This window comes from Rhodococcus ruber NBRC 15591 (assembly GCF_001894945.1).
In the GTDB taxonomy this organism is placed as follows: Bacteria; Actinomycetota; Actinomycetes; order Mycobacteriales; family Mycobacteriaceae; genus Rhodococcus; species Rhodococcus ruber.
This window is the reverse complement of record NZ_BCXE01000023.1, coordinates 148842-172155: the sequence shown is the minus strand read 5'-3', so window position 1 is coordinate 172155 and position 23314 is coordinate 148842. Positions and strand designations below refer to the sequence as shown.

The following is a 23314-nucleotide window of genomic DNA, read 5'->3' as shown; positions in this document are numbered from 1 at the left end:
GCGGGCGCTACCGAAAGCGCGCACGGCCGGTCAGGCGCCGTAGACCGGGGTCGGGGGCTCGCTGCGCGCGATCAGCTTCTCCACCACCGGGCCGAGTTCCTTCGGATCCCAGCGCTCGCCCTTGTCGATCGCCTCGCCGTGCCGCCAGCCGTCGGCGACGGAGACCTTGCCGCCCTCCACCTCGAAGACCCGGCCCGTGACCTCCTTGGACTCGGCGCTGCCGAGCCACACCACCAGCGGTGAGACGTTCTCCGGGGCCATCGCGTCGAACCCGTCCTCGGGGGCGGCCATCGACTCGGCCATCGCCCCGCCCGCGCCCACGGTCATGCGGGTCCGCGCGGCCGGCGCGATCGCGTTGACGGTGACGCCGTAGCGCGCGAACTCCGCGGCCGCCTGGATCGTGAGGGTGGCGATCCCCGCCTTCGCGGCGGCGTAGTTGCCCTGGCCGATGCTGCCCATCAGGCCGGCACCCGAGCTGGTGTTGACGATGCGGGCGTCGACCGGGTTGCCGGCCTTCGCCTCCCCGCGCCAGTACGCCATCGCGTGCCGCATCGGAGCGAAGTGGCCCTTCAGATGCACCCGGATCACCGCATCCCATTCCTCCTCGCTCATGTTGGCGAGCATGCGATCCCGCAGGAATCCGGCGTTGTTGACCAGGACGTCGAGCCGCCCGAAGGTGTCCAGGGCCGTCTGCACCAGGTTCTGCGCGCCGGCCCAGTCGGCGACGTCGTCACCGTTGACGACGGCCTCGCCGCCGGCCGCCCGGATCTCCGCGACGACCTGCTCCGCGGGGCTCTCCCCCGTCGCGGAACCGTCCGCGCCGGCCCCGATGTCGTTGACCACGACCTTCGCCCCCTCGGCGGCGAACGCCAGCGCGTGGGCCCGTCCGATACCGCGCCCCGCGCCGGTGACGATCACGACGCGCCCGTTGACCAGTCCACTCACTTGTCTTCTCCTCGAATAGATGTCGTTGTCGCGGAATTCGGGCGACACGATCGCCCCGCCTCCACGATTCCGCTCCCTGGGGTCTTCGCCCCGCATGTGCTAACTTACCAAGCAATCGCTTGGTTCGGTACAGACGTTAGGAACCTGCCATGGGCATCACCTCGACCACCGACGGCGCGGGCATCACCACGGTCACCGTCGACTACCCGCCTGTGAACGCCATCCCCTCCCAGGGGTGGTTCGAACTGGCCGACGCGGTCCTCGCCGCAGGCAAGGATCCGGCCACGCACGTGGTGATCCTGCGCGCGGAGGGCCGCGGCTTCAATGCCGGCGTCGACATCAAGGAGATGCAGGCCACCGACGGGCACGACGCCCTCATCGCCGCCAACCGCGGCTGCGCCGCCGCCTTCGCCGCCGTCTACGACTGCGCCGTGCCCGTCGTGGTCGCCGTGAACGGCTTCTGCGTCGGCGGCGGAATCGGTCTCGTCGGCAACGCCGACGTCATCGTCGCCTCCGACGACGCCGTCTTCGGCCTGCCCGAGGTGGACCGCGGCGCGCTCGGCGCCGCCACCCACCTCGCCCGGCTCGTGCCGCAGCACATGATGCGCACCCTCTACTACACGGCGCAGAACGTCACGGCCCAGCAGCTCGAGCACTTCGGTTCCGTCTACAAGGTGGTCCCGCGCGCCGAACTCGACGCCACGGCCCGCGAGATCGCCGGGAAGATCGCGGCGAAGGACACCCGAGTCATCCGCTGCGCCAAGGAGGCCATCAACGGCATCGACCCGGTGGACGTGAAGGACAGCTACCGCTTCGAGCAGGGCTTCACCTTCGAACTCAACCTCGCGGGCGTCGCGGACGAGCACCGGGACGAGTTCGTCGCCACCGGCAAACCGCGCGCCAACCACTGACCAGGAGACATGAAACACCATGCGTGACAAGAGGATGTCGCTCGACGACGTGGTCGGCGAGCTGCGCAGCGGCATGACGATCGGCATCGGCGGCTGGGGGTCGCGGCGCAAGCCGATGGCGCTCGTCCGCGCGATCCTGCGCTCGGATCTGACGGACCTGACGGTCGTGACCTACGGGGGCCCGGACCTGGGCCTGCTGTGCTCGGCCGGGAAGGTGAAGAAGGCGTACTACGGGTTCGTCTCCCTCGACTCGGCCCCGTTCTACGACCCGTGGTTCGCCAAGGCCCGCACGAACGGGGAGATCGTCGCGCGGGAGATGGACGAGGGCATGGTCAAGTGCGGCCTCGAGGCGGCCGCCGCGCGGCTGCCGTTCCTGCCGATCCGCGCCGGCCTGGGCTCGGCCGTCGTCGACTTCTGGGAAGGCGAGCTGCAGACCGTCACCTCGCCGTACCCCGGCGAGTCGGGCGAGGCCGAGACGCTGATCGCGATGCCGGCGCTGAATCTCGATGCGGCCCTGGTGCATCTGAACATCGGCGATGCGCACGGCAACGCCGCCTACACCGGCGTCGACCCCTACTTCGACGACCTGTACTGCCTGGCCGCCGAGAAGCGGTTCGTCTCGGTCGAACGCATCGTCGAGACCGAGGAGCTCGTCAAATCCGTTCCGCTGCAGTCCCTCGTCCTCAACCGCATGATGGTCGACGGGGTCGTCGAGGCACCGAACGGCGCCCACTTCACCCTTGCCGGCGACAGTTACGGCCGCGACGAGAAGTTCCAGCGCCACTACGCCGAATCGGCGAAGGACCCGCAGACGTGGCAGGGGTTCGTCGACCGGTTCCTCTCCGGCAGCGAGGACGACTACCAGGCCGCAGTGCAGGCCTTCAGCGAGGAGCAGGCATGACCGAGACGACCACCCCGGCGACCTCCGGCACGGTGACCCGCGCCGAGTACTGCGCCATCGCATGCGCCGAGATCTTCGCCGGCGCCGGCGAGATCATGGCCAGCCCGATGGCGACCCTGCCGCTCATCGGCGCCCGCCTCGCCCGGCTGACCACCGAACCGGACCTGCTCATCACCGACGGCGAGGCCCTGATCCTCGCCGACACCCCCGCCGTCGGCGCGAAGGGCCCGATCGAAGGCTGGATGCCGTTCCGCAAGGTGTTCGACGTCGTCGCCTCCGGCCGACGCCACGTCGTGATGGGCGCCAACCAGATCGACCGGCACGGCAACCAGAACCTGTCGGCGTTCGGGCCGCTGCAGCACCCCACCCGGCAGATGTTCGGCGTGCGCGGCGCCCCCGGCAACACCATCAACCACGCGACGAGCTACTGGGTCGGCAAGCACAACACGCGCGTGTTCTGCGACAAGGTCGACATCGTCTCGGGTGTCGGCTACGACAAGGTCGATCCGGCCAACCCGGCGTTCCGGTTCCTGCACCTGCACCGGGTCGTCACCAACCTCGGCTCGTTCGACTTCGGCGGTCCCGGCCACACGTTCCGGGCGCTGACCCTGCACCCCGGGGTCACCGCCGAGCAGGTCGCCGAGAACACCTCCTTCGAGGTGGCGGGCCTCGACGAGGCCGGCCTCACCCGGGAGCCCACCGCCGAGGAACTGCGCCTGATCCGTGAGGTCCTCGATCCGCGTGGGCTGCGAGACCGGGAGGTCGCGGTATGAGTCCGCGCCTGACGACGGCCCTGACCGACCTGGTCGGCATCGAGCATCCGATCGTCCAGACCGGCATGGGCTGGGTGTCCGGCCCCCGGCTGACCGCCGCCACCTCCAACGCGGGTGGCCTCGGCATCCTGGCGTCGGCGACGATGACGTACGAGGAACTCGAGGTCGCCGTCGCGAAGACGAAGGCGGCGACGGACAAGCCCTTCGGCGTGAACATCCGGGCCGATGCGTCCGACGCCGCCCAGCGCATCGACCTGCTCATCCGCGAGAACGTCAAGGTCGCGTCCTTCGCGCTCGCGCCCAGGAAGGAACTGATCGCCGAGCTCAAGGATCACGGCGTCGTGGTGATCCCGTCCATCGGCGCCGCGAAGCACGCGGTGAAGGTGGCCTCGTGGGGCGCCGACGCGGTGATCGTGCAGGGCGGCGAAGGCGGCGGGCACACCGGACCGGTGGCCACCACGCTGCTGCTGCCGAGCGTGCTCGACGCCGTCGACATCCCGGTCGTCGCGGCCGGCGGGTTCTTCGACGGCCGGGGCCTGGCAGCGGCGCTCGCCTACGGGGCGGCCGGCGTCGCCATGGGCACCCGGTTCCTGCTCACCAGCGACAGCGCCGTGCCCGACTCGGTGAAGCAGGAGTACCTGGGCCGGGGCCTGCAGGACACGACGGTCTCGGTCAAGGTCGACGGCATGCCGCACCGCGTGCTCAACACCGAGCTCGTGGACAGCCTCGAACGCGGCAGCTACGCGAAGGGCCTCGCCGCCGCCGCCAGGAACGCGGCCAAGTTCAAGGCCATGACCGGGATGAAGTGGTCGACGCTCGTCAAGGACGGCATCGCGATGAAGCGGGCGAGCGACCGCACGTGGCAGCAGATCATCATGGCGGCCAACACCCCCATGCTGCTCAAGGCCGGGCTCGTCGAGGGCAACACCGAGGCCGGTGTGCTCGCCTCCGGGCAGGTCGTCGGCATGCTCGACGACCTGCCCAGCTGCCAGGAGCTGATCGACCGCATCGTCACCGAGGCCGTCGAGCGGATCGACGCGCTGGCCGCGCTGCGTGGTCAGGCCCAGGCGCCGCGCGCCGCCGCGCCGCGCGCGTAGGTCTCGAACGAGATCGGTGGCCGGCCCGTCACCTCGGCGACGACGTCGTTCGGGGTGACGTCGCCGGTCGCCCGCAGCGCCTCGAAGGCCTCGATCTCGGCAAGCACCTGCGCCCGGTCCAGACCGAAACCGGTCATGGTCTCGAGGTAGGCGTCGGGCTCGCCGCGGTAACGCACCGGCCGCCCCGACTCGCGGGCGACGATCGCCGTCGCCTCCCCGAACGACAACGCGTCGGGTCCGCTCAGCTCGTACGTGCGACCCGCATGACCGGGCTCGGTCGGAGCCACCACCGCGACGGCGGCGATGTCCTCGGCGTCGTTGAACGCCTGCCGGACGTCGCCGAGCGGCACCACGACGTCGCCGGCGAGCACAGCGTCGCGCAGGAAGCCCTCGTCGAAGTTCTGATCGAACCAGTCCGCCCGGACCACTGTCGACTCCACTCCCGCCGAGGTGACCGCGCGTTCGGCGGCCAGCAGCCGCGTGTCGTTCATCGTGTCGATCGCCTTGCTGGACAGCAACACGAGCCGTGAGACTCCTTCTGCCACCGCCAGTTCCACGAACTCGTCGGCGATCGGCACGCCGTCGGGCGCCATGACGAACACCGCGCCGGACCCCGCGACGACGGGTACGCCCCGTGGGTCTCGGGCCTGGCCTACTTCCATCTCGGCCGTGTCGACGACGCCGTCGGCGCGGCGGAACGGGCCCTGCGGATCCAGCGTGAGTTCAAGGACAAGATCTGCACGGCCCTGTCGATCGAACTCCTCGCGTGGTCCGCGGAAGCGGCCGGTCGCACCGAGCGGTCTGCCGCGCTCCTCGGTGCCGCCGAGGCGGTGTGGCAGCGACTCGGCACGTCCGTCGCCGCCTTCGGTCCCCACATCACGAACGACTCCGCGCACTGGAAGAAGCGGGTCCGGCAGACTCTCGGACCGAAGCGGTACGCCCGCCTGTCGACACCGCCGGCACGACTGACGATCGAGCAGACAGTCGACACGGCCCTCGGAACGCCTGCGGAGGAGTCGGTCACCACGGCGCCCGGCGCCTCGCCGTTGACGCGCAGGGAAGCGGAGGTGGCCGAACTCGTCGCCCGCGGCCTCAGCAACCGGGAAATCGCGGATCAGCTCGTGATCTCGCACCGGACGGTCGACGGGCACGTCGAGCACATCCTGGGCAAACTCGGGGTCGGATCCCGCACGCAGGTGGTTGCCTGGGTCCACGCCCGTGCCGCGGGAACGGCACCGGCGTCCGGCTGAGGCCCGTCGAGGACGTGGTTCAGCCGCGCGCTGCGATCCGCGCCTGCACCTCCGGCCGGCGCAGCGGCGGCACCGTCGGCGGCGGCTGGCGGCGCGGCGGGAGCCGGTCGAGCAGCCGCATGGTGACGGCCTTGACCTCGGCGACGGCCTCCTCGAACGGTTCGCGGGTGGCGTCGGACAGCTTGTGGACGCCGCTGACCTTGCGCACGTACTGACGGGCGGCGGCCTCGATCTCCTCGTCGGTCGCTGCCGGCTCGAGCCCGCGCAGTTCCGTGATGTTCCGGCACATGGACCGAGGGTAACGCCGGACCGTCAGCCGAGGCGACCGCCGAGCATGCCCCGCAGTGCGTTCAGGCACAGCTCCCGTAGCTGTTCGCCGGTGACGGCGGGGTGATCGTGCCAGTCGACGCAGACGCTGCGGACGAGGGCGATCCAGCCCTGCACGGCCACCGCGACGAGTTCGCGTTCGTCGTCGGGCGGGGCGAGGGCGTCGAGGATGCGCTCCTGCTGCACGCCGAGTTCGGCGTCGACGATCGCGCGGATGCCGGCGTCGGCGGAGTCCGCGGCCCGGTTGACCGCCGCGACGCCCTGCCGGTGCGAGGCGACGTAGTCGAGGTAGGCGTCGAGGCCCGCGGTGATACGCTCGGCGACGGTGAGCCGCGGATCCGGTTCGGTGACGGCGAGCAGCCGGTCCGATTCGCGTTGGACGACCGCCGCCATGAAGTCTCGCTTGGTCGGAAAGTAGTGGTACATCAGGCCACGTGAAACCCCCGCGAGCTCGGCGACCTCCTCGATCCACACGTCGTCGTAGGCACGCTCGGCGAACAGACGCGCGCCGATGTCGAGCAGCTGCGCGCGGCGCTGCTCGGGATCGAGACGTCGGCGGGGTTGGACCACGAATCCAATCTAGTTCTTGACAGACGTCCGTCCCGGCGTAGCGTGGCTACTGTACACGGATTCAATAGCTGGGGGTCGGAGCATGGTCATGGCCACGTCGCGGGTGTTCGACACCGAAATTCCACGCCCGCCGAAACGCCTGCCCCTCGCCGGCGACGTCCTGGGCATGTCGCTGAAGACCCCGGTGCAGAACTCGATGGCCACCCACAAGGCCCTCGGCCCGGTGTTCGAGCGGACGGCGTTCGGCCGTCGCTTCGTGTTCGTCTGCTCCGGCGAACTCACCGCCGAGCTGTCCGACGAGAAGCGCTTCGCCAAGCACCTCGCCCCGGGGGTCGAGGCCCTGCGGGCGATCGGCGGTGACGGGCTGTTCACCGCCTACAACGAGGAACCGAACTGGCGTCGCGCTCACGAACTGCTCATGCCGGCGTTCACGCAGCAGGCGATGCGCCGGTACCACGCCACGATGCTCGACGTCACCGCTCAGCTCGTCGCGCACTGGGACCGCCGGGCGCGCAGCGGCGGCGACGTCGACGTCGCCGCGGACATGACGAAGCTGACCCTGGAGACCATCGGCCGCACCGGGTTCAGCTACTCGTTCGAGCCGTTCGAACGCGAAGAGCGGCACCCGTTCGTCGAGGCGATGGTCGGCGGCCTGTCGTTCTCGCAGCGCAGCATGCTGCGCACCGTTCCCGTCGTCGGGCGCTTCCTCTTCCCCGCCGCCAAGCGGCAGTACGACCTCGACCGGGCGCACATGCACGACGTCGTCGACGCAGTGATCCGCAGCAGGAGCGATGCGCCCGGCCCCGCCCCCGACGACCTGCTCGAGCTGATGCTGCGGGCGGCCCGCGAGGACGATCCCCACAGGCTCGACCCCGTCAACATCCGCAACCAGGTGCTCACCTTCCTCGTCGCCGGACACGAAACCACCTCGGGCGCCTTGTCGTTCGCCCTGTACTACCTGATGCGCGACCCGCGGGCCTACGCGCGGGCACGGGCGGAGGTCGAGGAGGTCTGGGGCGACGGCGAGCCCGCCTTCGAACAGATCGCCAAGCTGCGCTACGTCCGCCGGGTGCTCGACGAGGCGCTGCGGCTGTGGCCGACCGCACCCGCGTACGCGCGGGAAGCGAAGGCGGACACCACCCTGGGTGGCCGGTACCGGATGCGCGCAGGCGACTGGGTGCTCGTGCTGCTGCCCGCGGTGCACCGGGACCGCGCGGTGTGGGGCGACGACGCCGACGAGTTCGACCCCGACCGATTCCTGCCCGAACGGGTCCGGGCCCGCCCCGCGCACGTGTACAAGCCGTTCGGCACCGGAGAACGCGCCTGCATCGGACGGCAGTTCGCGCTGCACGAGGCAACACTCGTGCTGGGAACCCTGTTGCGCCGGTACGACCTGACGATGGATCCCGGCTACCGGCTGAAGGTCGCCGAACGTCTCACGCTCATGCCGGAGGGCCTGCACGCCCGGGTGTCCTTCAAGTCCTGAGCGGCCGCCCGCCCGTGTCGTACGCTGTGCCCGACGGGTGGGAGAGGCCCGCACGGGAGGGAGAAGCCATGCGATTCGGGTATGCAGGTGCGACGGCGGCGGTGTTGTCCACGATCGTTGCGGCAGTGGTTGTTCCGGCCACGGCCCACGCGACCGCCACCGCCGACGTCGTCGCGGGCCGCGAGCGGGTGAAGGTGACGGTGCACGGCGTGCCCGTCCACCCGGAGAGCTGCCGCGTCGATCCGGACGCGGACGGGAACACCCGCAGTCTGCCTCTCGAGCCGTCCGGGTCGATGGTCGCCCATCAGGTGGCGCCCGGGCCCCGGCGGGTGGTCGTCTGGTGCCCGGACGGCGGCGTCGTCCACGAGCAGATCGTCCACGTCCTACCCGCCGATCCGCTCGCCGATCTCGCGGACCATGTGTTCCGCACCGCCGGCAGCAGCGACCGCGTCACCGACCCGACCCTGCGCTGACGCGCCGGTGCGTCCTTTGGGTTGCCCTGACCGCCCAAAGGACACACCGGCGGCGCAGCCGCCCCGGCTACACGCGCTCGATGATCGTCACGTTCGCAGTGCCGCCGCCCTCGCAGATCGTCAGCAGCCCGTACCGGCCCTCGCGCCGCTCGAGCTCGTTGAGCAGCGTCGCCATCAGCTTGGTGCCGGTGGCGCCGAGCGGGTGACCCAGCGCGATGGCGCCGCCGTTGACGTTGACCTTGGCCGGGTCTGCGCCGATCTCCTTGATCCAGGCCAGCACGACGGGGGCGAAGGCCTCGTTGATCTCGACCAGATCGATGTCGTCGATGCTCAGACCGGTCTTCGCCAGCGCGTGCTGCGTGGCCGGGATGGGCGCGCTGAGCATGAAGATCGGGTCGTCGCCGCGGGCGCTGAGGTGATGGATCCGTGCACGAGGCTTCAGGCCGTACGTGCGCACGGCCTCGTCGGAGGCGAGCAGCACCGCCGACGCACCGTCGGAGATCTGGCTGGCGACGGCGGCGGTGAGCCTGCCGCCCTCGACGAGCGTCGCGAGGGACGCCATCTTCTCGAGGCTCGTCTCGCGGGGCCCCTCGTCGACGGCGGCGTCGCCGAGCGGGACGATCTCGCCCTCGAAGCGGCCCTCGGCGATGGCCGCCTTGGCCCGCTCGTGGCTCTGCAGCGCCCAGCGCTCGAGGTCCTCACGGCTGAGATCCCACTTGTCGGCGATCATCTCGGCACCGCGGAACTGCGAGACCTCCTGATCGCCGTAACGCTCGGTCCAGCCGGTCGAACCCCCGAACGGGGTGTCGAAGCCGTACTGCTGCCCGACGATCATCGCCGCCGAGATCGGGATCTGCGACATGTTCTGCACGCCGCCGGCGACGATGAGGTCGGCGGTGCCGGACAGGATGGCCTGCGCACCGAAGTGCAGGGCCTGCTGGCTCGACCCGCACTGCCGGTCGACGGTGACGCCGGGGACGTGCTGCGGGTAGCCGGCGGCGAGCCACGAGGTGCGGGCGATGTTGCCGGCCTGACCGCCGATGGCGTCGACGCAGCCGAAGACGACGTCGTCGACGTCGCTCGGGTCGATGCCGGTGCGGTCCACGATCGCCTTGATCACGTGCGCGCCCAGGTCGGCGGGGTGGACGGCGGACAGGCCGCCGTTCTTCTTGCCGATCGGGGTGCGTACCGCGTCGACGATGTATGCCTCGGTCATGAGGGACTCCTAGTCGGTTCCGGGAAAAGTCGGTTCAGGGATTGGCAAGTCCGTCGAGCACGATGGACAGGTACTGCTGGGCCACCTTGTCGGCGGTGAGGGTGCCACCGGGCCGGTACCAGCGCACGGCCACCCACACGGTGTCGCGCAGGAACCGGAAGACGAGTTCGACGTCGACGTCCGGCCGGAACGTGCCGTCGGCGATGCCGCGCTCGATCACCCCCACCCACAGGTCGCGGAATTCGGTGTTGCGCTCGGAGATGTAGGAGAACCGCTCGTTCTCCACGAGCCGCTTGGCCTCGTCCTGGTAGATCGCGACCGCGGCGTGCGACTTGTCGATCGACTCGTACGACGCGGTGATGAGCGCCTCGAGGGTGGCACGCGAGTCCGAACCCGAGGCGACGATCTCGCGGTAGCGACCGAACAGGTCGTCGAGAAATCCCCGCAGGATCTCGTCGACCATCGACTCCTTGGAGTCGAAGTGGTGGTAGAGACTGCCCGACAGGATGCCTGCGGCGTCGGCGATGTCGCGCACGGTGGTGGCACGCACGCCGCGCGAGGCGAACAGTTCCGCGGCGATGTCGAGCAGCTCGGCCCGACGCCCGGACTTGGTGGCATCGTCTCTGGGAGGAGTCATGGAGGCATCCTTTCAGGGCTGCCGTGCGCGGTTTCGGTAGCGGCCGCTACCGGAACCGCGCACGGGTCAGGCCCGCTGCGACGAGATCGAGACGACCTCACCGGTCAGGTACGTGGTGTAGTCGCTGGCGAGCATGGCGATGGTCGCGGCGATCTCCCAGACCTCCGCGGCCCGCCCGTACGCCTCGTCGGCGGCGAGCCGGTCGAGCAGTTCCTCGCTGGTGACCTTCGCGAGGAAGGCGTGCCGCGCGATCGACGGCGCGACGGCGTTGATCCGGACCCCGTACTCGGCGGCCTCGATCGCCGAGCAGCGGGTCAGCGCCATCACGCCGGCCTTGGCGGCCGCGTAGTGCGCCTGCGAGTGCTGCGCGCGCCACCCGAGCACGGAGGCGTTGTTGACGAGGACGCCGCCGTGGTCGGCCGACCGGAAGTAGCGCAGCGCCGCGCGCGTCGCACGGAAGGTGCTGGTGAGGGTGATGTCGAGGACGCGGTCCCACTGCTCGTCGGTCATGTCGACGACGGGGGTCTCGCCGCCGAGGCCGGCGTTGTTGACCAGCACGTCGATGCGCCCGAGTCGCTCGGCGGCCCCGGTGATCAGCGCATCGACCTGCTCGGTCGAGGAGACGTCGCACACGACGGACTCCACCTGCTGCGACGGGAACTCGGCGGCGAGCTTGTCGACCGTCTCCCCGAGCCGGCGCTCGTGGAAGTCGGAGACGAGCACGTCGCCGCCCTCGAGCAAGGCGCGACGGGCGGTCGCGAACCCGATGCCCGTGCCGGCGGCGGCGGTGACGACGACCTTCTTGCCGCTCAGCAGGCCGTGGCCCGGGGTCTCGACGGGCGGGGTGGCGAGGGGGGAAGTGGTCACGGACGGGCCTCTCGGGGAAGGCCGAGCACGCGCTCGGCGATGATGTTGCGCTGGATCTCGTTGGATCCGCCGTAGATGGTGTCGGCGCGGGTGAACAGGAACAGCCGCTGCCATTCGGCGAGCTCGAGGTGCTCGGGGTCCGAGAGCACCGACGGGTTGCCGGCGTGGTCGTGGTCCGGTCCGGTGAGCGAGGCGGGCCCCTGCACGTCCATTGCCAGGGCGCCGAGGTCGCGATGCCAGTTGGCCCACAGCAGCTTCGCCACCGACGCCTGGCCGGGGTCGGCGTCGCCGAGGGTGCGCACGGCGTGGGCCCGCATGACGCGCAGACCGATCCGGGCGCGGGCGATCCGTTCGCGGATGTGCGGGTCGTCGGCCGCACCGGTCGCGACCGCGAGATCGGCGATGCTCTGCAGCTCCCGGGCGAAGCCGATCTGCTGGCCGAGGGTCGACACTCCCCGCTCGAAGGTGAGCAGGCCCATCGCGACCTTCCAGCCGTCGCCGGGAGCACCGACGACGAGGTCGGCGTCGGTGACGGCGTCGTCGAAGAAGACCTCGTTGAACTCGGAGGTTCCGGTGAGCTGCTGGATGGGCCGGACCGTCACGCCCGGCTGATCGAGCGGCACGAGCAGGAAGCTCAGGCCGTGGTGCCGGGTCGAGCCGGGTTCGGTGCGGCACACCACGAACGCCCACTGCGCGACGTGCGCGAGCGACGTCCACACCTTCTGGCCGTTGATCACCCACTTGCCGTCCTCGAGCCGGGCGGTGGTGGAGACGTTGGCCAGGTCGGAGCCCGCACCGGGCTCGGAGTAGCCCTGCGCCCACAGTTCGGTGACGTTGCGGATCCCGGGCAGGAAGCGGCGCTTCTGTTCCTCGGTGCCGAAGGCGACGAGGGTGGGGCCGAGCAGTTCCTCGCCGAGGTGGTTCACCCGCGCCGGTGCGTTCGCCTTGGCGTACTCCTCGTGGAAGATCACCTGCTGCTCGAGGGTCGCACCGCGGCCACCGTGCTCGGTGGGCCAGCCGATGCAGGTCCATCCGGCGGCGGCGAGGTGCCGGTCCCAGGCCAGACGTTCCTCGAAGAACTCGTGCTCGCTGCCCGGTCCGCCCTTGCCTCTGAGCGCGGCGAACTCGCCGGTCAGGTTCTCCTCCAGCCACCGGCGGACGGTCGCGGCGAATTCGGTGTCGGCCAAACCCGTGTCGTCCAGTCTCTCGCTCTCATGCACGTCTGTACGATAACCTACCAAGCACTTGCTAGGTAGGGAGCTCCGTGACTGCACAACCGAGAACCACACCGGCCGCCGTCGAACGCGCCGCATCGGTGTACGCCGACCGGACCGCGATCGTCGACGGCGACGTGCGACCGACGTTCGCACAACTTCGCGATCACGTCCGCGAATTCGCCGCCGCACTCGTCGCCCACGGCGTCGGGCCCGGCGCACGCGTCGCGATCTGGTCGCCCAACACCCACCACTGGATAGTCGCTGCGCTCGGGATCCAGTGGGCCGGCGGCGTCGTCGTCCCCGTCAACACCCGCTACACCGGGGCGGAGGCGCACGACATCCTCGACCGCATCCGTGCCGAGGCCCTCGTCGTCGCCGGCGACTTCCTCGGCACGGACAGGTACGCCGCCCTGCGCGCCGCCGCGCCCGGCCTGCACGTGCCCACCGTGGTGCGGGTCCCGCTGGGTGGGACCGACGCACCGGCCGACGGCGTCGTGGACTGGGACGACTTCCTCGCCGCGGCGACGGCGGACGCGCGCACCGAGGCCGACGCCCGGGCGCGGGCCGTCTCCCCCGACGACGTCAGCGACATCCTGTTCACCTCGGGCACGACCGGGCGCAGCAAGGGCGTGCTCAGCGCCCACCGGCAGCTGATCGGGGTCGCGCAGGCGTGGGCCGAGTGCGCCGAGCTCACGCCGGACGACAACTACCTGATCATCAATCCGTTCTTCCACAGCTTCGGCTACAAGGCCGGGTTCGTCGCCGCGCTGCTCGCGGGCGCGACCGCCGTGCCGATGGCGGTGTTCGACGTCGAGAAGGTCATGGCCACCGTCGCCGACCGGCGGATCAGCGTGCTGCCGGGCGCACCGACGATCTACCAGAGCATCCTCGACCACCCCCGCCGCGACGAGTTCGACATGTCGTCCCTGCGGATCGCGGTCACCGGGGCCGCACCCGTGCCCGTCGCGCTCGTCGAGCGCATGCAGAACGAACTGAGCTTCGACGCCGTGCTCACCGCGTACGGCCAGACCGAGGCCGTGGTCGCGACGATGTGCCGCACCGACGACGATCCCGTCACCGTCTCCACCTCCTCCGGCCGCGCCGCCGCCGGCTTCGAGGTCCGCATCGGCGACAAGGGCGAGATCCTGCTGCGCGGCCCGAACGTGATGCTCGGTTACCTCGACGACCCGGAGGCCACCGCCGAGACGATCGACGCCGACGGCTGGCTGCACACCGGCGACGTCGGCACCCTCGACGAACGCGGCTACCTCGACATCACCGACCGGCTCAAGGACATGTACATCAGCGGGGGGTTCAACGTCTATCCCGCCGAGATCGAGGCGGCGTTGATGCGCCTGCCCGGCGTCCACGAGGTCGCGGTCGTCGGCGTGCCCGACGAGCGCATGGGCGAGGTCGGCCGCGCGCACGTCGTCGCCCTCGAGGGCAGCGGCCTCACCGAGGAGTCGGTGATCGCGTTCTGCAAGGAGAAGCTGGCCAACTTCAAGGTGCCGCGCTCGGTTCGCTTCACCGGGCACCTGCCCCGTAACCCGTCCGGCAAGGTTCTGAAAAACATTCTGCGTGAGGAGAAGTCATGACCGTCCCCTACGAGCCCGATGTCGTCACCTACGAGGTGCGCGACGGCATCGCGATCGTCACCCTCAACCGGCCGGACTACCGCAACGCGCAGAACTCCGTGATGACCTACGCGCTCGACGCCGCCTTCGAACGCGCCGTCGAGGACGACGAGGTCAAGGTGATCGTGCTCGCCGGCAACGGCAAGCACTTCTCCGCCGGGCACGACCTGGGCACCCCCGGTCGTGACCACCACGTCCACTACGACAACAAGGCCGTCATGTGGTGGGACCACGTCGACAAGCCCGGCGGCGACCAGCGGTACGCCCGCGAGATGGAGGTGTACCTGGGCATGTGCCGCCGCTGGCGGGAGATCCCCAAGCCGACGGTGGCGATGGTGCAGGGCGCATGCATCGCCGGCGGCCTCATGCTCGCGTGGGTGTGCGACCTGATCGTCGCCTCGGAGGACGCGTTCTTCTCGGATCCGGTGGTGCGGATGGGCATTCCCGGCGTGGAGTACTTCGCCCACCCCTGGGTCCTGGGCACGCGCTTCGCCAAGGAGATCCTCTACACCGGTGACCGCTTCGGTGCCCAGCGCGCCTACGAGGTCGGCATGGTCAATCGTGTCGTGCCACGCGAGAAGCTCGAGGAGGAGACCCTCGCCCTGGCCGGACGGATCGCGGAGATGCCGCGGTTCGGGCTGGCCCTGACCAAGCGCGCCGTCAACCAGTGCGAGGACCAGATGGGCATGCGCAACGGCATGGACTCGGTGTTCGGCCTGCACCACTTCGCGCACGCCCACAACGCCGAGGTCGGCACCGACTCCCTCGGCGGCATGAACGCGAAATCGATGGCCGCGAGCGCACGCCCGGTGAGCGGCGGGAACTCTGCCGCGCAGGAAGGAACGAAGTAGTGGATCTGCAACTCGACGACGCGACCCTCGCCTTCCGCGACGAGGTCCGCGCCTTCCTCACCGAGAACGTCCCGTCGAGCCCGCTGAAGTCCATGGACACGGCCGAGGGCTTCGAGGAACACCGCGAGTGGGAACGCACCCTCGCCGAGGCCCGTCTGTCGGTCGTCTCGTGGCCCGAAGAACTCGGCGGGCGCAACGCCACGCTGCAGCAGTGGGTGGTGTTCGAGGAGGAGTACTACCGCGCCGGCGCGCCGGGCCGGGTCAGCCAGAACGGAATCTTCCTGCTCGCTCCCACGCTGTTCGAGCACGCCCACCCCGACCAGCTCGCGCGCATCATGCCGCGCATGGCCCGCGCCGACGACATCTGGGCCCAGGCCTGGTCCGAGCCGGAGTCCGGCAGCGACCTCGCGTCGCTGCGCTCGACCGCCCGGCGGGTCGACGGCGGGTGGCTGCTCAACGGGCAGAAGACGTGGAGCTCGCGGGCGTCCTTCGCGGACATGGGCTTCGGCCTGTTCCGTTCCGACCCGGATGCGCAGCGACACAAGGGCATCACCTACTTCATGTTCGATCTGCGTGCCGAGGGCGTCACCGTCCGGCCCATCGACCAGCTCGACGGCGAACCCGGCTTCGCGGAGATCTTCCTCGAAGACGTGTTCGTCCCGGACGATCCCGCCGACCCCGGCGAGTCCGGCGTGATCGGCGGCGTGAACGAGGGATGGCGCGTCGCGATGAGCACCGCCTCGAACGAACGCGGACTGTCGCTGCGCTCCCCCGGACGGTTCCTCGCCACCGCCGACCGCCTGCTGGCGCTGTACGCGGCGTCGGACCGGCACGGGGACGCGGCCCTGCGCAACCGCGTCGCCGACGCGTGGATCGGGGCGCGCGCATACGAGTTGTCCACCTGGGCCACCGTCACCCGGCTGCAGGACGGCGGCCAGCTCGGCGCCGAGTCGTCCATCAACAAGGTGTTCTGGTCGGACTGGGACATCGCCGCCCACGAGACCGCGCTGGACCTGCAGGGCCCGGCCGCGGAGATCGCCGACGGCTGGACCGACGGCTACCTGTTCTCGCTGTCGGGGCCGATCTACGCGGGCACCAACGAAATCCAGAAGAACGTCATCGCCGAGCGGCTGCTCGGCCTTCCGAAGGGCGACCGATGAGATTCGCGCTCGACTCCTCCCACGAGGACTTCGCGTCCAGCATCGACGCGCTGCTCGCCAAGTCCGATCTGCCTGCGGTCGTCCGGTCGTGGGCCGCCGGTGACACCGGCCCCGGCCTGAAGGTGTGGCAACGGCTCGCCGAGGTCGGCGTCGGCGCGCTGCTCGTCGACGAGGACCACGACGGTCTCGGGGCCGACGCCGTCGACCTCGTCGTCGCCATGGAACAGCTCGGTCGCCACGCGGTGCCCGGCCCGATCGTGGAGACCGTGGCCGTCGCGCCGATCCTGCTGGCCGCCGTCGCTCCGGACCGGCTGCCCGCACTCGCCTCCGGTGAGCTCGCGACGGTCGCCGCGGCACCGCACGTGCCGTACGCGGTCGACGCCGACGTCGCCGACCTCGTGCTGCACGTCGACGGCGGCACGGTCTCGACGGGCACCGCCGGCGACGTTCGGCAGTCCGTCGACCCGGCCCGTCGTCTGCATGCCGTCGCCGCGGCGGACGCATTGGGCGACACGGACTTCGGCGCGGCGTTCGACTACGGAGCCCTGGCCACCGCGGCGCAGCTGCAGGGGCTCGGACGCACCCTCCTCGACACTACGGTCGAGTACGCGCAGCAGCGCAAGCAGTTCGGTCGCGCCATCGGCTCGTTCCAGGCCGTCAAGCACCACCTCGCCGAGGTCGCCGTCGGCCTCGAGATGGCGCGCCCGCTGCTGCTCGGTGCGGCCCTCGCGGTGCGCGACGGCGCAGCGACCGCCTCCCGCGACGTCTCGGCCGCGAAAGTCGCCTGCGGCGACGCGGCCTACCGGGCGGCACGGACGGCACTGCAGGTGCACGGCGCCATCGGCTACACCCTCGAACACGATCTGTCGCTGGCGTTGACCCGGGTGCGGGCCCTCGTCACCGCGTGGGGCACCGCGGACGTGCACCGGGCGCGGGTAGTCGACGCACTGGAGGACGCATCGTGACCTTCGAGACCGAGGATCGCGCCGCGCTGCGCGAGTCGGTGCGCAGCCTGCTCGCCCGGCACTCCGATTCCGCGGCGGTGCGCAAGGCCATCACCCTCCCGGACGGCTACGACGCCGACCTGTGGCAGAAGCTGGTCGAACAGATCGGGGTCGCAGCCCTCGCCGTGCCCGAGGAATACGACGGTGTCGGCGCCTCCCTCGCCGAGACCCACGTCGTGCTCGAGGAACTCGGCCGCACGCTCACCCCGTCGCCGATGCTCGGCTCGGCGGTGCTCTCGGCCCAGGCTCTGCTGCTCTCCGGCGACACCGACGCATGCACCCGCCTGTTGCCGGGCATCGCCGCCGGGGAGATCGCCGCGGTGTGCTGGGCTTCCGAAGCCGGCTGGTCCACACCCGGTGTCGTCCTCGAGGGCGGCCGGCTCGACGGCACCGCCCACTACGTGCTCGGCGGGGACGTCGCGACGACCTTGCTGGTGCTCGCGGCCGACGGGGACGACGTCGCGCTCGTCGAGGTGGATCCGGACGCCGACGGTGTCGTGCGACGCCGGGTGCCGACGATGGATCCGACCCGCACCCTCGCCGAGGTGCGCTTCGAGGGGGTGACGGGCCGGCGGCTCGCGGCGTCCGCCGCTCTCGAGGAGCGCCTGCGGACCGTCGCGCTGATCGCGCTGTCGGCCGAGCAGGTCGGCGCGGCCCGGGCCGCGCTGGATCTGACGGTGGAGTACTCGAAGAACCGCAGGCAGTTCGGCCGGGTCATCGGGTCGTTCCAGGCGCTCAAGCACCGCATGGCCGACATGTACGCACTGGTGGAGACCGCACGCTCGATGTCGTACGCGGCCGCGCTGTCGCAGGACACGCAGGACGCGTACGCGGCGAAGGTGTACTGCTCGGAGGCCTTCGAACAGGTGGCCGCGGAAGCGATCCAGTTGCACGGGGGCATCGCGATCACCTGGGAACACGACGCGCAGCTGTACTTCAAACGCGCGCACGGGGCGGCCCAGCTGTTCGGGCAACCGCGGGAGTTCCTGACCGCGATCGCGCGTTGAGCGCGGGCGGCACCCGCATCCGGGTGCCGCCACCGTTGCCGGCGGCGGCACCGTCCGTACACCGTCTGCCCGGTCCGTAGCAGCGGGACATGCACATCGTCCGCTCGGTTCGGTACCCACGCCTCCCCGCCCCGGGCCCGGGCAAGCAACCTTGCCGGATCGAGTGCGGTGCCCTTATCTTCAGAGAGGACGCAGCAGCTGCCAACTGCCCGGCCTGTTCCTCGGGTGACCCTCGACAGACGTCGCGCACCATGGCGTCCCGCTCCCGAGCGCCGGCCGGGGAAGGAGGGGTCATGCCGGCTCGGTCTTCCGGCGGGAGCTCTGACGAGGCCCGCCGCGCGGTGGGGATCCCCGATGTCGTCGAGACGGACCTGGGGACATTCCGATTCGACGACGGTGTCCCGGACCTGGACACGATGGCGTTGTGCTGGGATCGTCTCGACCTGCTGCGCGGCGTCGACGTGTTCCTGAACGCGGTTCCCGGCGCGTCGCTCGCGGCCGCACGTGCCGCGTTCCCGTCGCTGGGAATCCACACGTCGCGGGACATGGCCGTGTGCGCGCGCATGGATTCGGTGCCCTACCTCCTGACAGCCAACACCGAGACGACCTATGGGTTCACCTTGCTCGACCTGCGGGCCGACGGGCCGACGGTGGTCGAGTGCCCGCCGATGTCACTCGACGTGGTCGACGACTTCTGGTTCCGGTACGTGGCCGACCTGGGCAATGCCGGGCCCGACAGGGGGCAGGGCGGGAAGTACCTGTTCCTGCCGCCGGGCTACGAGGGCGAGGTCCCCGAGGGCTACTTCACCTTCCGCTCGCGCACGTTCACCAACTTCCTGTTCGCCCGCAACCTCGGCGGGCTCGATGTCATCGAGCAGACCCGTATCTATCCGCTCGACCAGGCCGGTGACCCGCCGGAGATGCGGTTCGTGAAAGCAGACGGCGTGCCGTACAACACCGTCCACTCGAACGACTTCTCGTTCTACGAAGAGGTCGACCAGATCGTCCAGGAAGAACCGGTCGACGCACTCGATCCCGAGCTTGCCGGTCAGCTGGCGGCGATCGGCATCGTCAAGGGCCGGCCGTTCGCTCCCGATCAGCGGATGCGCGCAATCCTGTCTCAGGCGGCGCCGATCGGTGCGGCGATTGCGCGCACTCTCGCGTACCGGCCACGTGACCCGCAGTCCTACATCTACGGCCGGGACGTGTCGTCGTGGAAGACGGCCTTCGTGGGCGGAAGCTCCGAGTTCCTGCACGACGGTGTTCGTCTCCTGGATGCCCGTACGCTGTTCCACTACGTCGCCACCGTCGTCACGCCGGCGATGGCGACGCCGACGGTGGGAGTGGGCTCGCAGTACGCCTACACCGCCGAGGACTCCGAGGGACAGTGGCTGGACGGGGGCCGCACCTACCGGGTGCACCTGCCCGCAGGCATTCCCGCCAAGGACTTCTGGTCGCTGTGCGTCTACGACTGCCAGTCCCGCTCCCTGCTGCAGACCGACAACCCGTACCCGTCACTCAACAGCAACACCGGGACGGTCGCAGCCGACGAAGACTGCTCCGTGGACGTCTACTTCGGACCCGCATCACCGGCGGGCCGGGAGTCGAACTGGATCCAGACGGTCCCGGACAAGTCCTGGTTCCTGCTCCTGCGCCTCTACGGACCACTCCAGGCATGGTTCGATCGGACCTGGCGACCCAGTGAGATCGAACCCCTCGCCTGACCGAGACGCGGGGGGCGGTCTCGGCGCAGGAAGACTGCTCGCGTGATCGCACCTCCTGGCCCCGCCGGAGCGGCGATCGGACTTCGAGCGTGCTCGTCCGGTGGCGTTTCCCGACGGGGCACCGAACCACGATTCCGCAGTATCCCGCTGGGCGAGTGAGCGACGGACTCGAGCGCGGCAGGACACCTTCGGACTCGTTAGCCTGGGACGATGAGCACTCCCGTCATCACGCTGAATTCCGGTACCACCATCCCGCAGCTCGGCCTGGGAGTCTGGCAGGCCACCGACGAGCAGACCGAACACGCCGTGCGCTACGCCCTCGACGAGGCGGGCTACCGGCACATCGACACCGCCGCCGCGTACGGCAACGAGGAGGGTGTCGGACGCGGGATCGCGTCGGCGTCCGTCCCGCGGGAGGACGTCTTTCTCACCACGAAGTTGTGGAACTCCGACCAGGGCTACGATCGGGCGTCGAAGGCGTTCGACGAGAGTCTGCGCCGCCTCGGCACCGACTACGTCGACCTGTACCTGATCCACTGGCCGCTGCAGGACGACGACCGGCTGCTGCGCACGTGGGACGCGCTCGAGAAGATCGCCGAGTCCGGACGGGCCAAGGCGATCGGCGTGTGCAACTTCGAGCCGCACCACCTGCAGCTGCTCGTCCATCGCGGCGGCATGCTGCCCGCCGTCGACCAGGTGGAGCTGCACCCGCACCTTCCCCAGCAGGAGATCCGCGCCTTCGCGGCCGACCACGGGATCGCCGTCGAATCGTGGAGCCCGCTGGGCGGTACCAGCAACTCGGGCTGGGGCCGCGAGTCCAAGCCGAACACGCTCCTGGTCGATCCGATCATCACTCGCATCGCGGACCGGCACAGCAAGTCGGCTGCCCAGGTGCTGATTCGCTGGCACCTGCAGAACGGGTTGATCGTCATTCCGAAGTCCGTCCACGACGAGCGGATCACGCAGAACATCGACGTGTTCGACTTCGAGCTCGACGACCTCGATCTGAGCGAGATCGCGACCCTCGACGACGGCACGCGTGTCGGCATGCACCCGGACGAGATGAACCTCGGCGCACCGAGCTGACGGACCCACCCTGCACGGGCGGCCGCGCCCATCCGGCGCGGCTGCCCGCTCTGCTGCCCGCTCTTCGGACGCATTCGCCGACCACTCTTGCGCTCCCAGCACGGACCACGAATAGTAGAACACGTTCTCATCCGCAACCCGGCCGGCCACCGCCGGGTGCGCGATCGGTCCGCGCAGAAGGGGCAGGGCGTGACGACACACATGATCTCGGGCACCGCGATCGAGATGCCGGTGCGAGTCCGGACCGCGACGGCATTCACGGCGATGTACTCGGTGCCCGCCGCGCCGGCTCAGGCGCTGATCGACCACTCTGGACTCGAACTGCTGCACCCCCGCCCGGGTCGCGGAGTCTGCATCCTGGTGTTCGTGGACTACGTCGACGGTGATCTCGGACCCTACAACGAGTTCGGCGTGTGCTTCCTCGTTCGCGACCACCGCCGGCGCGGCGGCACCGCGCTGCGGGATCTGCGGGAACTCGTCCGCGGCGGCGCGGGTGCCCTCATCCACCGGCTCCCGGTGGACGGCGAGTTCACCCTGGCGGCGGGACGCGGGATCTGGGGATTCCCCAAGACTCTCGCCGACTTCGACGCCGACCACACCGGCGACGTCAAGCGCGCGTCGGTGCGCAGCGACGGGCAGCTGATCGCGGAACTGTCGGTCCGGCCGGGTTTCGCGGTTCCCGGCCGGGGCGCGGCCGCCTCCGTCACGGCCTACTCGCATCTGGGCGGCGTCACCCGGCGCACCGGATGGGCGATGCATCCCGCCGGCGTGCGCAGCCGCATCGGCGGCGCCGACCTGCGGCTGGGCACCCACCCCATCGCCGGTGAACTGCGCACCCTGGGTCTGCCCCGGCGCGCGCTGCTCACGTCGTCGATCTCCCGTCTGCAGATGACGTTCGGAGACGCCGAACCGATCTGACCCGACCGCCGGGTTTCGGCGCGCGCCGCAGTGGGCACCCACCGAGTCGAAGACACAATCGATCGGTGAGGTCACCATGATCAACAACAGCGACATCGATGCGCTCGTCGGCGCCACCGTCCACGGTCCCGGCGGCGACAAGCTCGGCAAGGTCGGCGAGGTCTATCTCGACAACCGGACCGGCAACCCTGCGTGGATCACCGTCGTCACCGGCCTGTTCGGCACCCGTCGGCACTTCGTGCCGATCGACGTCGCCGAGTTGGACGGTAAGGACGTCCGTCTGCCGTTCGACAAGGACACGGTGACCGGCGCCCCGAACATCGACGAGGACGGCCGTCTCACCCCCGAGGAGGAGACGCAGCTCTATCGGTACTACGACAGGGCGGATACCGATACCGACACCGGACGCGCGCCGGATAGCGACCGGACACCCGACACCGGTCGCGACACCGGCCGGACACCCGACACCGACCGACTGCGCGACGCCGATCGGACACCGTCCACCAGTGCGCCGGGTGTCGCGACCTCGGCGCCGCCGTCGGCACCGTCGCACGGCGGCGGCACCGGCGGGACACCGCAGCAGGGCACGCCACAGCACGGCACGCCACAGCAGCACGGCACGCCCTCGCCCGGTCCGCGGCTCCACAAGCGGGTCGTGACCACCGAGTACTACGTCGACGAGGGCGCCCCCGGCCAGCATCCCGGCCAGCATCCCGACCAGGAGGACCGACGATGATCGAACGCGAACCCGCCGGGGCCAGCGCCGCCGGCAGAGACCCGATTCCCAACCGCGACCGCGTTTCCGACCGCGACCGTGTAGTGGCGGACGACCGCGTCACCACCACCACCACCGCCGCCCCCTTCGAGGAGCGGGTGACGACGAAGCCCGCCAAGACGAGCGTCGCTGCCGCACTCGCACTCGCGGTCGGCACGGCCGCACTCGTGTGCGTGCTCTCGCTCGTCCTGTCGCCGGTGGGCCTCGTGCTGTCCATCATCGGCATCGTGCTCGGTATCGTCGGCCTACGCGCCGCCCGGCGCCTCGGCGTGACCGGACGGGGCGTTGCCATCGCGGGCATCGTCCTGAGCGTCGTCTCGCTCGTGCTGTCCATCGCGTACGTCGCGGGCGTCGTCACGGTGCTCAACAACGACCGCATGGTCGAGCAGCTCGAGCAGCAGCTCGATCGGGCCCGCGACCAGCTGCCCGACAGCATCGAGGTGCCGCAACCCGGCCAGTGACGGACCGATGCCTGCCGGAGCCGG

The 23314-nt window shown here is 70.4% G+C and carries 24 protein-coding genes and 1 pseudogene; 17 read left to right on the top strand and 8 right to left on the bottom strand.

Annotation, left to right across the window (positions count from 1 at the left end; genetic code table 11):
• Positions 1 to 30: 30 nt before the first annotated feature.
• Entirely contained in the window at positions 31 to 945 is a 915-nt protein-coding gene (locus RR3_RS16735) for an SDR family oxidoreductase (RefSeq protein WP_017680976.1), read from the bottom strand.
• 149 nt (positions 946 to 1094) lie between these two features.
• Between RR3_RS16735 and echA20 the strand changes: the two genes are divergently transcribed.
• From echA20 to RR3_RS16715, 4 genes are read left to right on the top strand one after another with little or no spacing between them, the layout of a single operon-like run.
• The gene (echA20, locus tag RR3_RS16730) at positions 1095 to 1856 is read left to right on the top strand and encodes a (7aS)-7a-methyl-1,5-dioxo-2,3,5,6,7,7a-hexahydro-1H-indene-carboxyl-CoA hydrolase (protein WP_010594473.1); all 762 of its coding nucleotides are present in this window, start codon (positions 1095 to 1097) and stop codon (positions 1854 to 1856) included.
• A 19-nt stretch (positions 1857 to 1875) separates the two neighbouring features.
• Positions 1876 to 2757 carry a cholesterol ring-cleaving hydrolase subunit IpdA gene (gene ipdA, locus RR3_RS16725; RefSeq protein WP_199915384.1) on the top strand — a complete coding sequence of 294 codons (882 nt, stop codon included), beginning with the start codon at positions 1876 to 1878 and terminating at the stop codon, positions 2755 to 2757.
• Complete coding sequence (gene ipdB, locus RR3_RS16720) at positions 2754 to 3530, top strand: cholesterol ring-cleaving hydrolase subunit IpdB (RefSeq protein ID WP_010594476.1); 777 nt, start codon at positions 2754 to 2756, stop codon at positions 3528 to 3530. The genes ipdA and ipdB overlap by 4 nt, the downstream gene beginning before the upstream one ends.
• On the top strand, positions 3527 to 4627 hold the full coding sequence (locus tag RR3_RS16715) for an NAD(P)H-dependent flavin oxidoreductase (protein ID WP_010594477.1): 1101 nt from the start codon (positions 3527 to 3529) through the stop codon (positions 4625 to 4627). The genes ipdB and RR3_RS16715 overlap by 4 nt, the downstream gene beginning before the upstream one ends.
• Here the strand turns inward: RR3_RS16715 and RR3_RS16710 are convergent.
• Positions 4588 to 5289 (bottom strand): Rossmann-fold NAD(P)-binding domain-containing protein, encoded by a 702-nt coding sequence (locus RR3_RS16710; RefSeq protein WP_234420160.1) that lies wholly within the window; start codon positions 5287 to 5289, stop codon positions 4588 to 4590. The two genes, RR3_RS16715 and RR3_RS16710, sit on opposite strands and share 40 nt — an antisense overlap.
• Between RR3_RS16710 and RR3_RS16705 the strand changes: the two are divergent.
• Positions 5254 to 5877: pseudogene (locus RR3_RS16705) on the top strand (helix-turn-helix transcriptional regulator); the annotation flags it as partial. The gene RR3_RS16710 and the pseudogene RR3_RS16705 overlap by 36 nt on opposite strands.
• 19 nt (positions 5878 to 5896) lie before the next feature.
• Here the strand turns inward: RR3_RS16705 and RR3_RS16700 are convergent.
• On the bottom strand, positions 5897 to 6166 hold the full coding sequence (locus RR3_RS16700; RefSeq protein ID WP_064066619.1) for a DUF2277 domain-containing protein: 270 nt from the start codon (positions 6164 to 6166) through the stop codon (positions 5897 to 5899).
• Between the two features lie 23 nt (positions 6167 to 6189).
• Entirely contained in the window at positions 6190 to 6774 is a 585-nt protein-coding gene (locus tag RR3_RS16695) for a TetR/AcrR family transcriptional regulator (RefSeq protein WP_064066620.1), read from the bottom strand.
• 88 nt (positions 6775 to 6862) lie between these two features.
• Here RR3_RS16695 and RR3_RS16690 point away from each other — a divergent pair, with 88 nt between their 5' ends.
• Positions 6863 to 8260, top strand: coding sequence for a cytochrome P450 (locus RR3_RS16690; protein WP_010594481.1), 1398 nt, complete (start codon positions 6863 to 6865; stop codon positions 8258 to 8260).
• A gap of 68 nt (positions 8261 to 8328) precedes the next feature.
• On the top strand, positions 8329 to 8733 hold the full coding sequence (locus RR3_RS16685) for a hypothetical protein (protein ID WP_010594482.1): 405 nt from the start codon (positions 8329 to 8331) through the stop codon (positions 8731 to 8733).
• A gap of 67 nt (positions 8734 to 8800) precedes the next feature.
• Here RR3_RS16685 and RR3_RS16680 read toward each other — a convergent pair whose 3' ends face one another.
• From RR3_RS16680 to RR3_RS16665, 4 genes are all read right to left on the bottom strand, one after another.
• A complete protein-coding gene (locus tag RR3_RS16680; RefSeq protein WP_010594483.1) occupies positions 8801 to 9949 on the bottom strand; it encodes an acetyl-CoA C-acetyltransferase in 1149 nt (382 codons plus the stop codon).
• Positions 9950 to 9983: 34 nt separating this feature from the next.
• The gene (locus tag RR3_RS16675; protein ID WP_040273853.1) at positions 9984 to 10586 is read right to left on the bottom strand and encodes a TetR/AcrR family transcriptional regulator; all 603 of its coding nucleotides are present in this window, start codon (positions 10584 to 10586) and stop codon (positions 9984 to 9986) included.
• Between the two features lie 66 nt (positions 10587 to 10652).
• On the bottom strand, positions 10653 to 11453 hold the full coding sequence (locus tag RR3_RS16670; RefSeq protein ID WP_010594485.1) for an SDR family oxidoreductase: 801 nt from the start codon (positions 11451 to 11453) through the stop codon (positions 10653 to 10655).
• The gene (locus RR3_RS16665; RefSeq protein WP_026137819.1) at positions 11450 to 12673 is read right to left on the bottom strand and encodes an acyl-CoA dehydrogenase family protein; all 1224 of its coding nucleotides are present in this window, start codon (positions 12671 to 12673) and stop codon (positions 11450 to 11452) included. Before RR3_RS16665 ends, RR3_RS16670 begins: the two co-directional genes overlap by 4 nt.
• A 44-nt stretch (positions 12674 to 12717) precedes the next feature.
• Here RR3_RS16665 and RR3_RS16660 point away from each other — a divergent pair, with 44 nt between their 5' ends.
• The 10 genes from RR3_RS16660 (at position 12718) to RR3_RS16615 (ending at position 23290) form a co-directional block, all read left to right on the top strand.
• Positions 12718 to 14265 (top strand): FadD3 family acyl-CoA ligase, encoded by a 1548-nt coding sequence (locus tag RR3_RS16660; RefSeq protein ID WP_026137818.1) that lies wholly within the window; start codon positions 12718 to 12720, stop codon positions 14263 to 14265.
• On the top strand, positions 14262 to 15155 hold the full coding sequence (locus RR3_RS16655; protein ID WP_064066621.1) for an enoyl-CoA hydratase: 894 nt from the start codon (positions 14262 to 14264) through the stop codon (positions 15153 to 15155). Before RR3_RS16660 ends, RR3_RS16655 begins: the two co-directional genes overlap by 4 nt.
• On the top strand, positions 15155 to 16315 hold the full coding sequence (locus RR3_RS16650) for an acyl-CoA dehydrogenase family protein (RefSeq protein WP_010594489.1): 1161 nt from the start codon (positions 15155 to 15157) through the stop codon (positions 16313 to 16315). Before RR3_RS16655 ends, RR3_RS16650 begins: the two co-directional genes overlap by 1 nt.
• Complete coding sequence (locus RR3_RS16645; protein WP_048773357.1) at positions 16312 to 17280, top strand: acyl-CoA dehydrogenase family protein; 969 nt, start codon at positions 16312 to 16314, stop codon at positions 17278 to 17280. Before RR3_RS16650 ends, RR3_RS16645 begins: the two co-directional genes overlap by 4 nt.
• Positions 17277 to 18326: an acyl-CoA dehydrogenase family protein gene (locus tag RR3_RS16640; RefSeq protein WP_048773359.1), complete on the top strand. Its 1050-nt coding sequence runs from the start codon at positions 17277 to 17279 to the stop codon at positions 18324 to 18326. Before RR3_RS16645 ends, RR3_RS16640 begins: the two co-directional genes overlap by 4 nt.
• Before the next feature lie 293 nt (positions 18327 to 18619).
• Positions 18620 to 20050, top strand: a complete 1431-nt coding sequence (locus tag RR3_RS16635) for a DUF1254 domain-containing protein (protein WP_225222882.1) — start codon at positions 18620 to 18622, stop codon at positions 20048 to 20050.
• A 210-nt stretch (positions 20051 to 20260) separates the two neighbouring features.
• On the top strand, positions 20261 to 21136 hold the full coding sequence (locus tag RR3_RS16630; RefSeq protein WP_010594493.1) for an aldo/keto reductase: 876 nt from the start codon (positions 20261 to 20263) through the stop codon (positions 21134 to 21136).
• Positions 21137 to 21337: 201 nt separating this feature from the next.
• Positions 21338 to 22054 carry an acetoacetate decarboxylase family protein gene (locus RR3_RS16625; protein ID WP_010594494.1) on the top strand — a complete coding sequence of 239 codons (717 nt, stop codon included), beginning with the start codon at positions 21338 to 21340 and terminating at the stop codon, positions 22052 to 22054.
• Positions 22055 to 22130: 76 nt separating this feature from the next.
• Entirely contained in the window at positions 22131 to 22790 is a 660-nt protein-coding gene (locus RR3_RS16620) for a PRC-barrel domain-containing protein (RefSeq protein ID WP_064066622.1), read from the top strand.
• Complete coding sequence (locus RR3_RS16615; RefSeq protein ID WP_064066623.1) at positions 22787 to 23290, top strand: DUF4190 domain-containing protein; 504 nt, start codon at positions 22787 to 22789, stop codon at positions 23288 to 23290. The genes RR3_RS16620 and RR3_RS16615 overlap by 4 nt, the downstream gene beginning before the upstream one ends.
• The last annotated feature ends 24 nt before the right edge of the window (positions 23291 to 23314 follow it).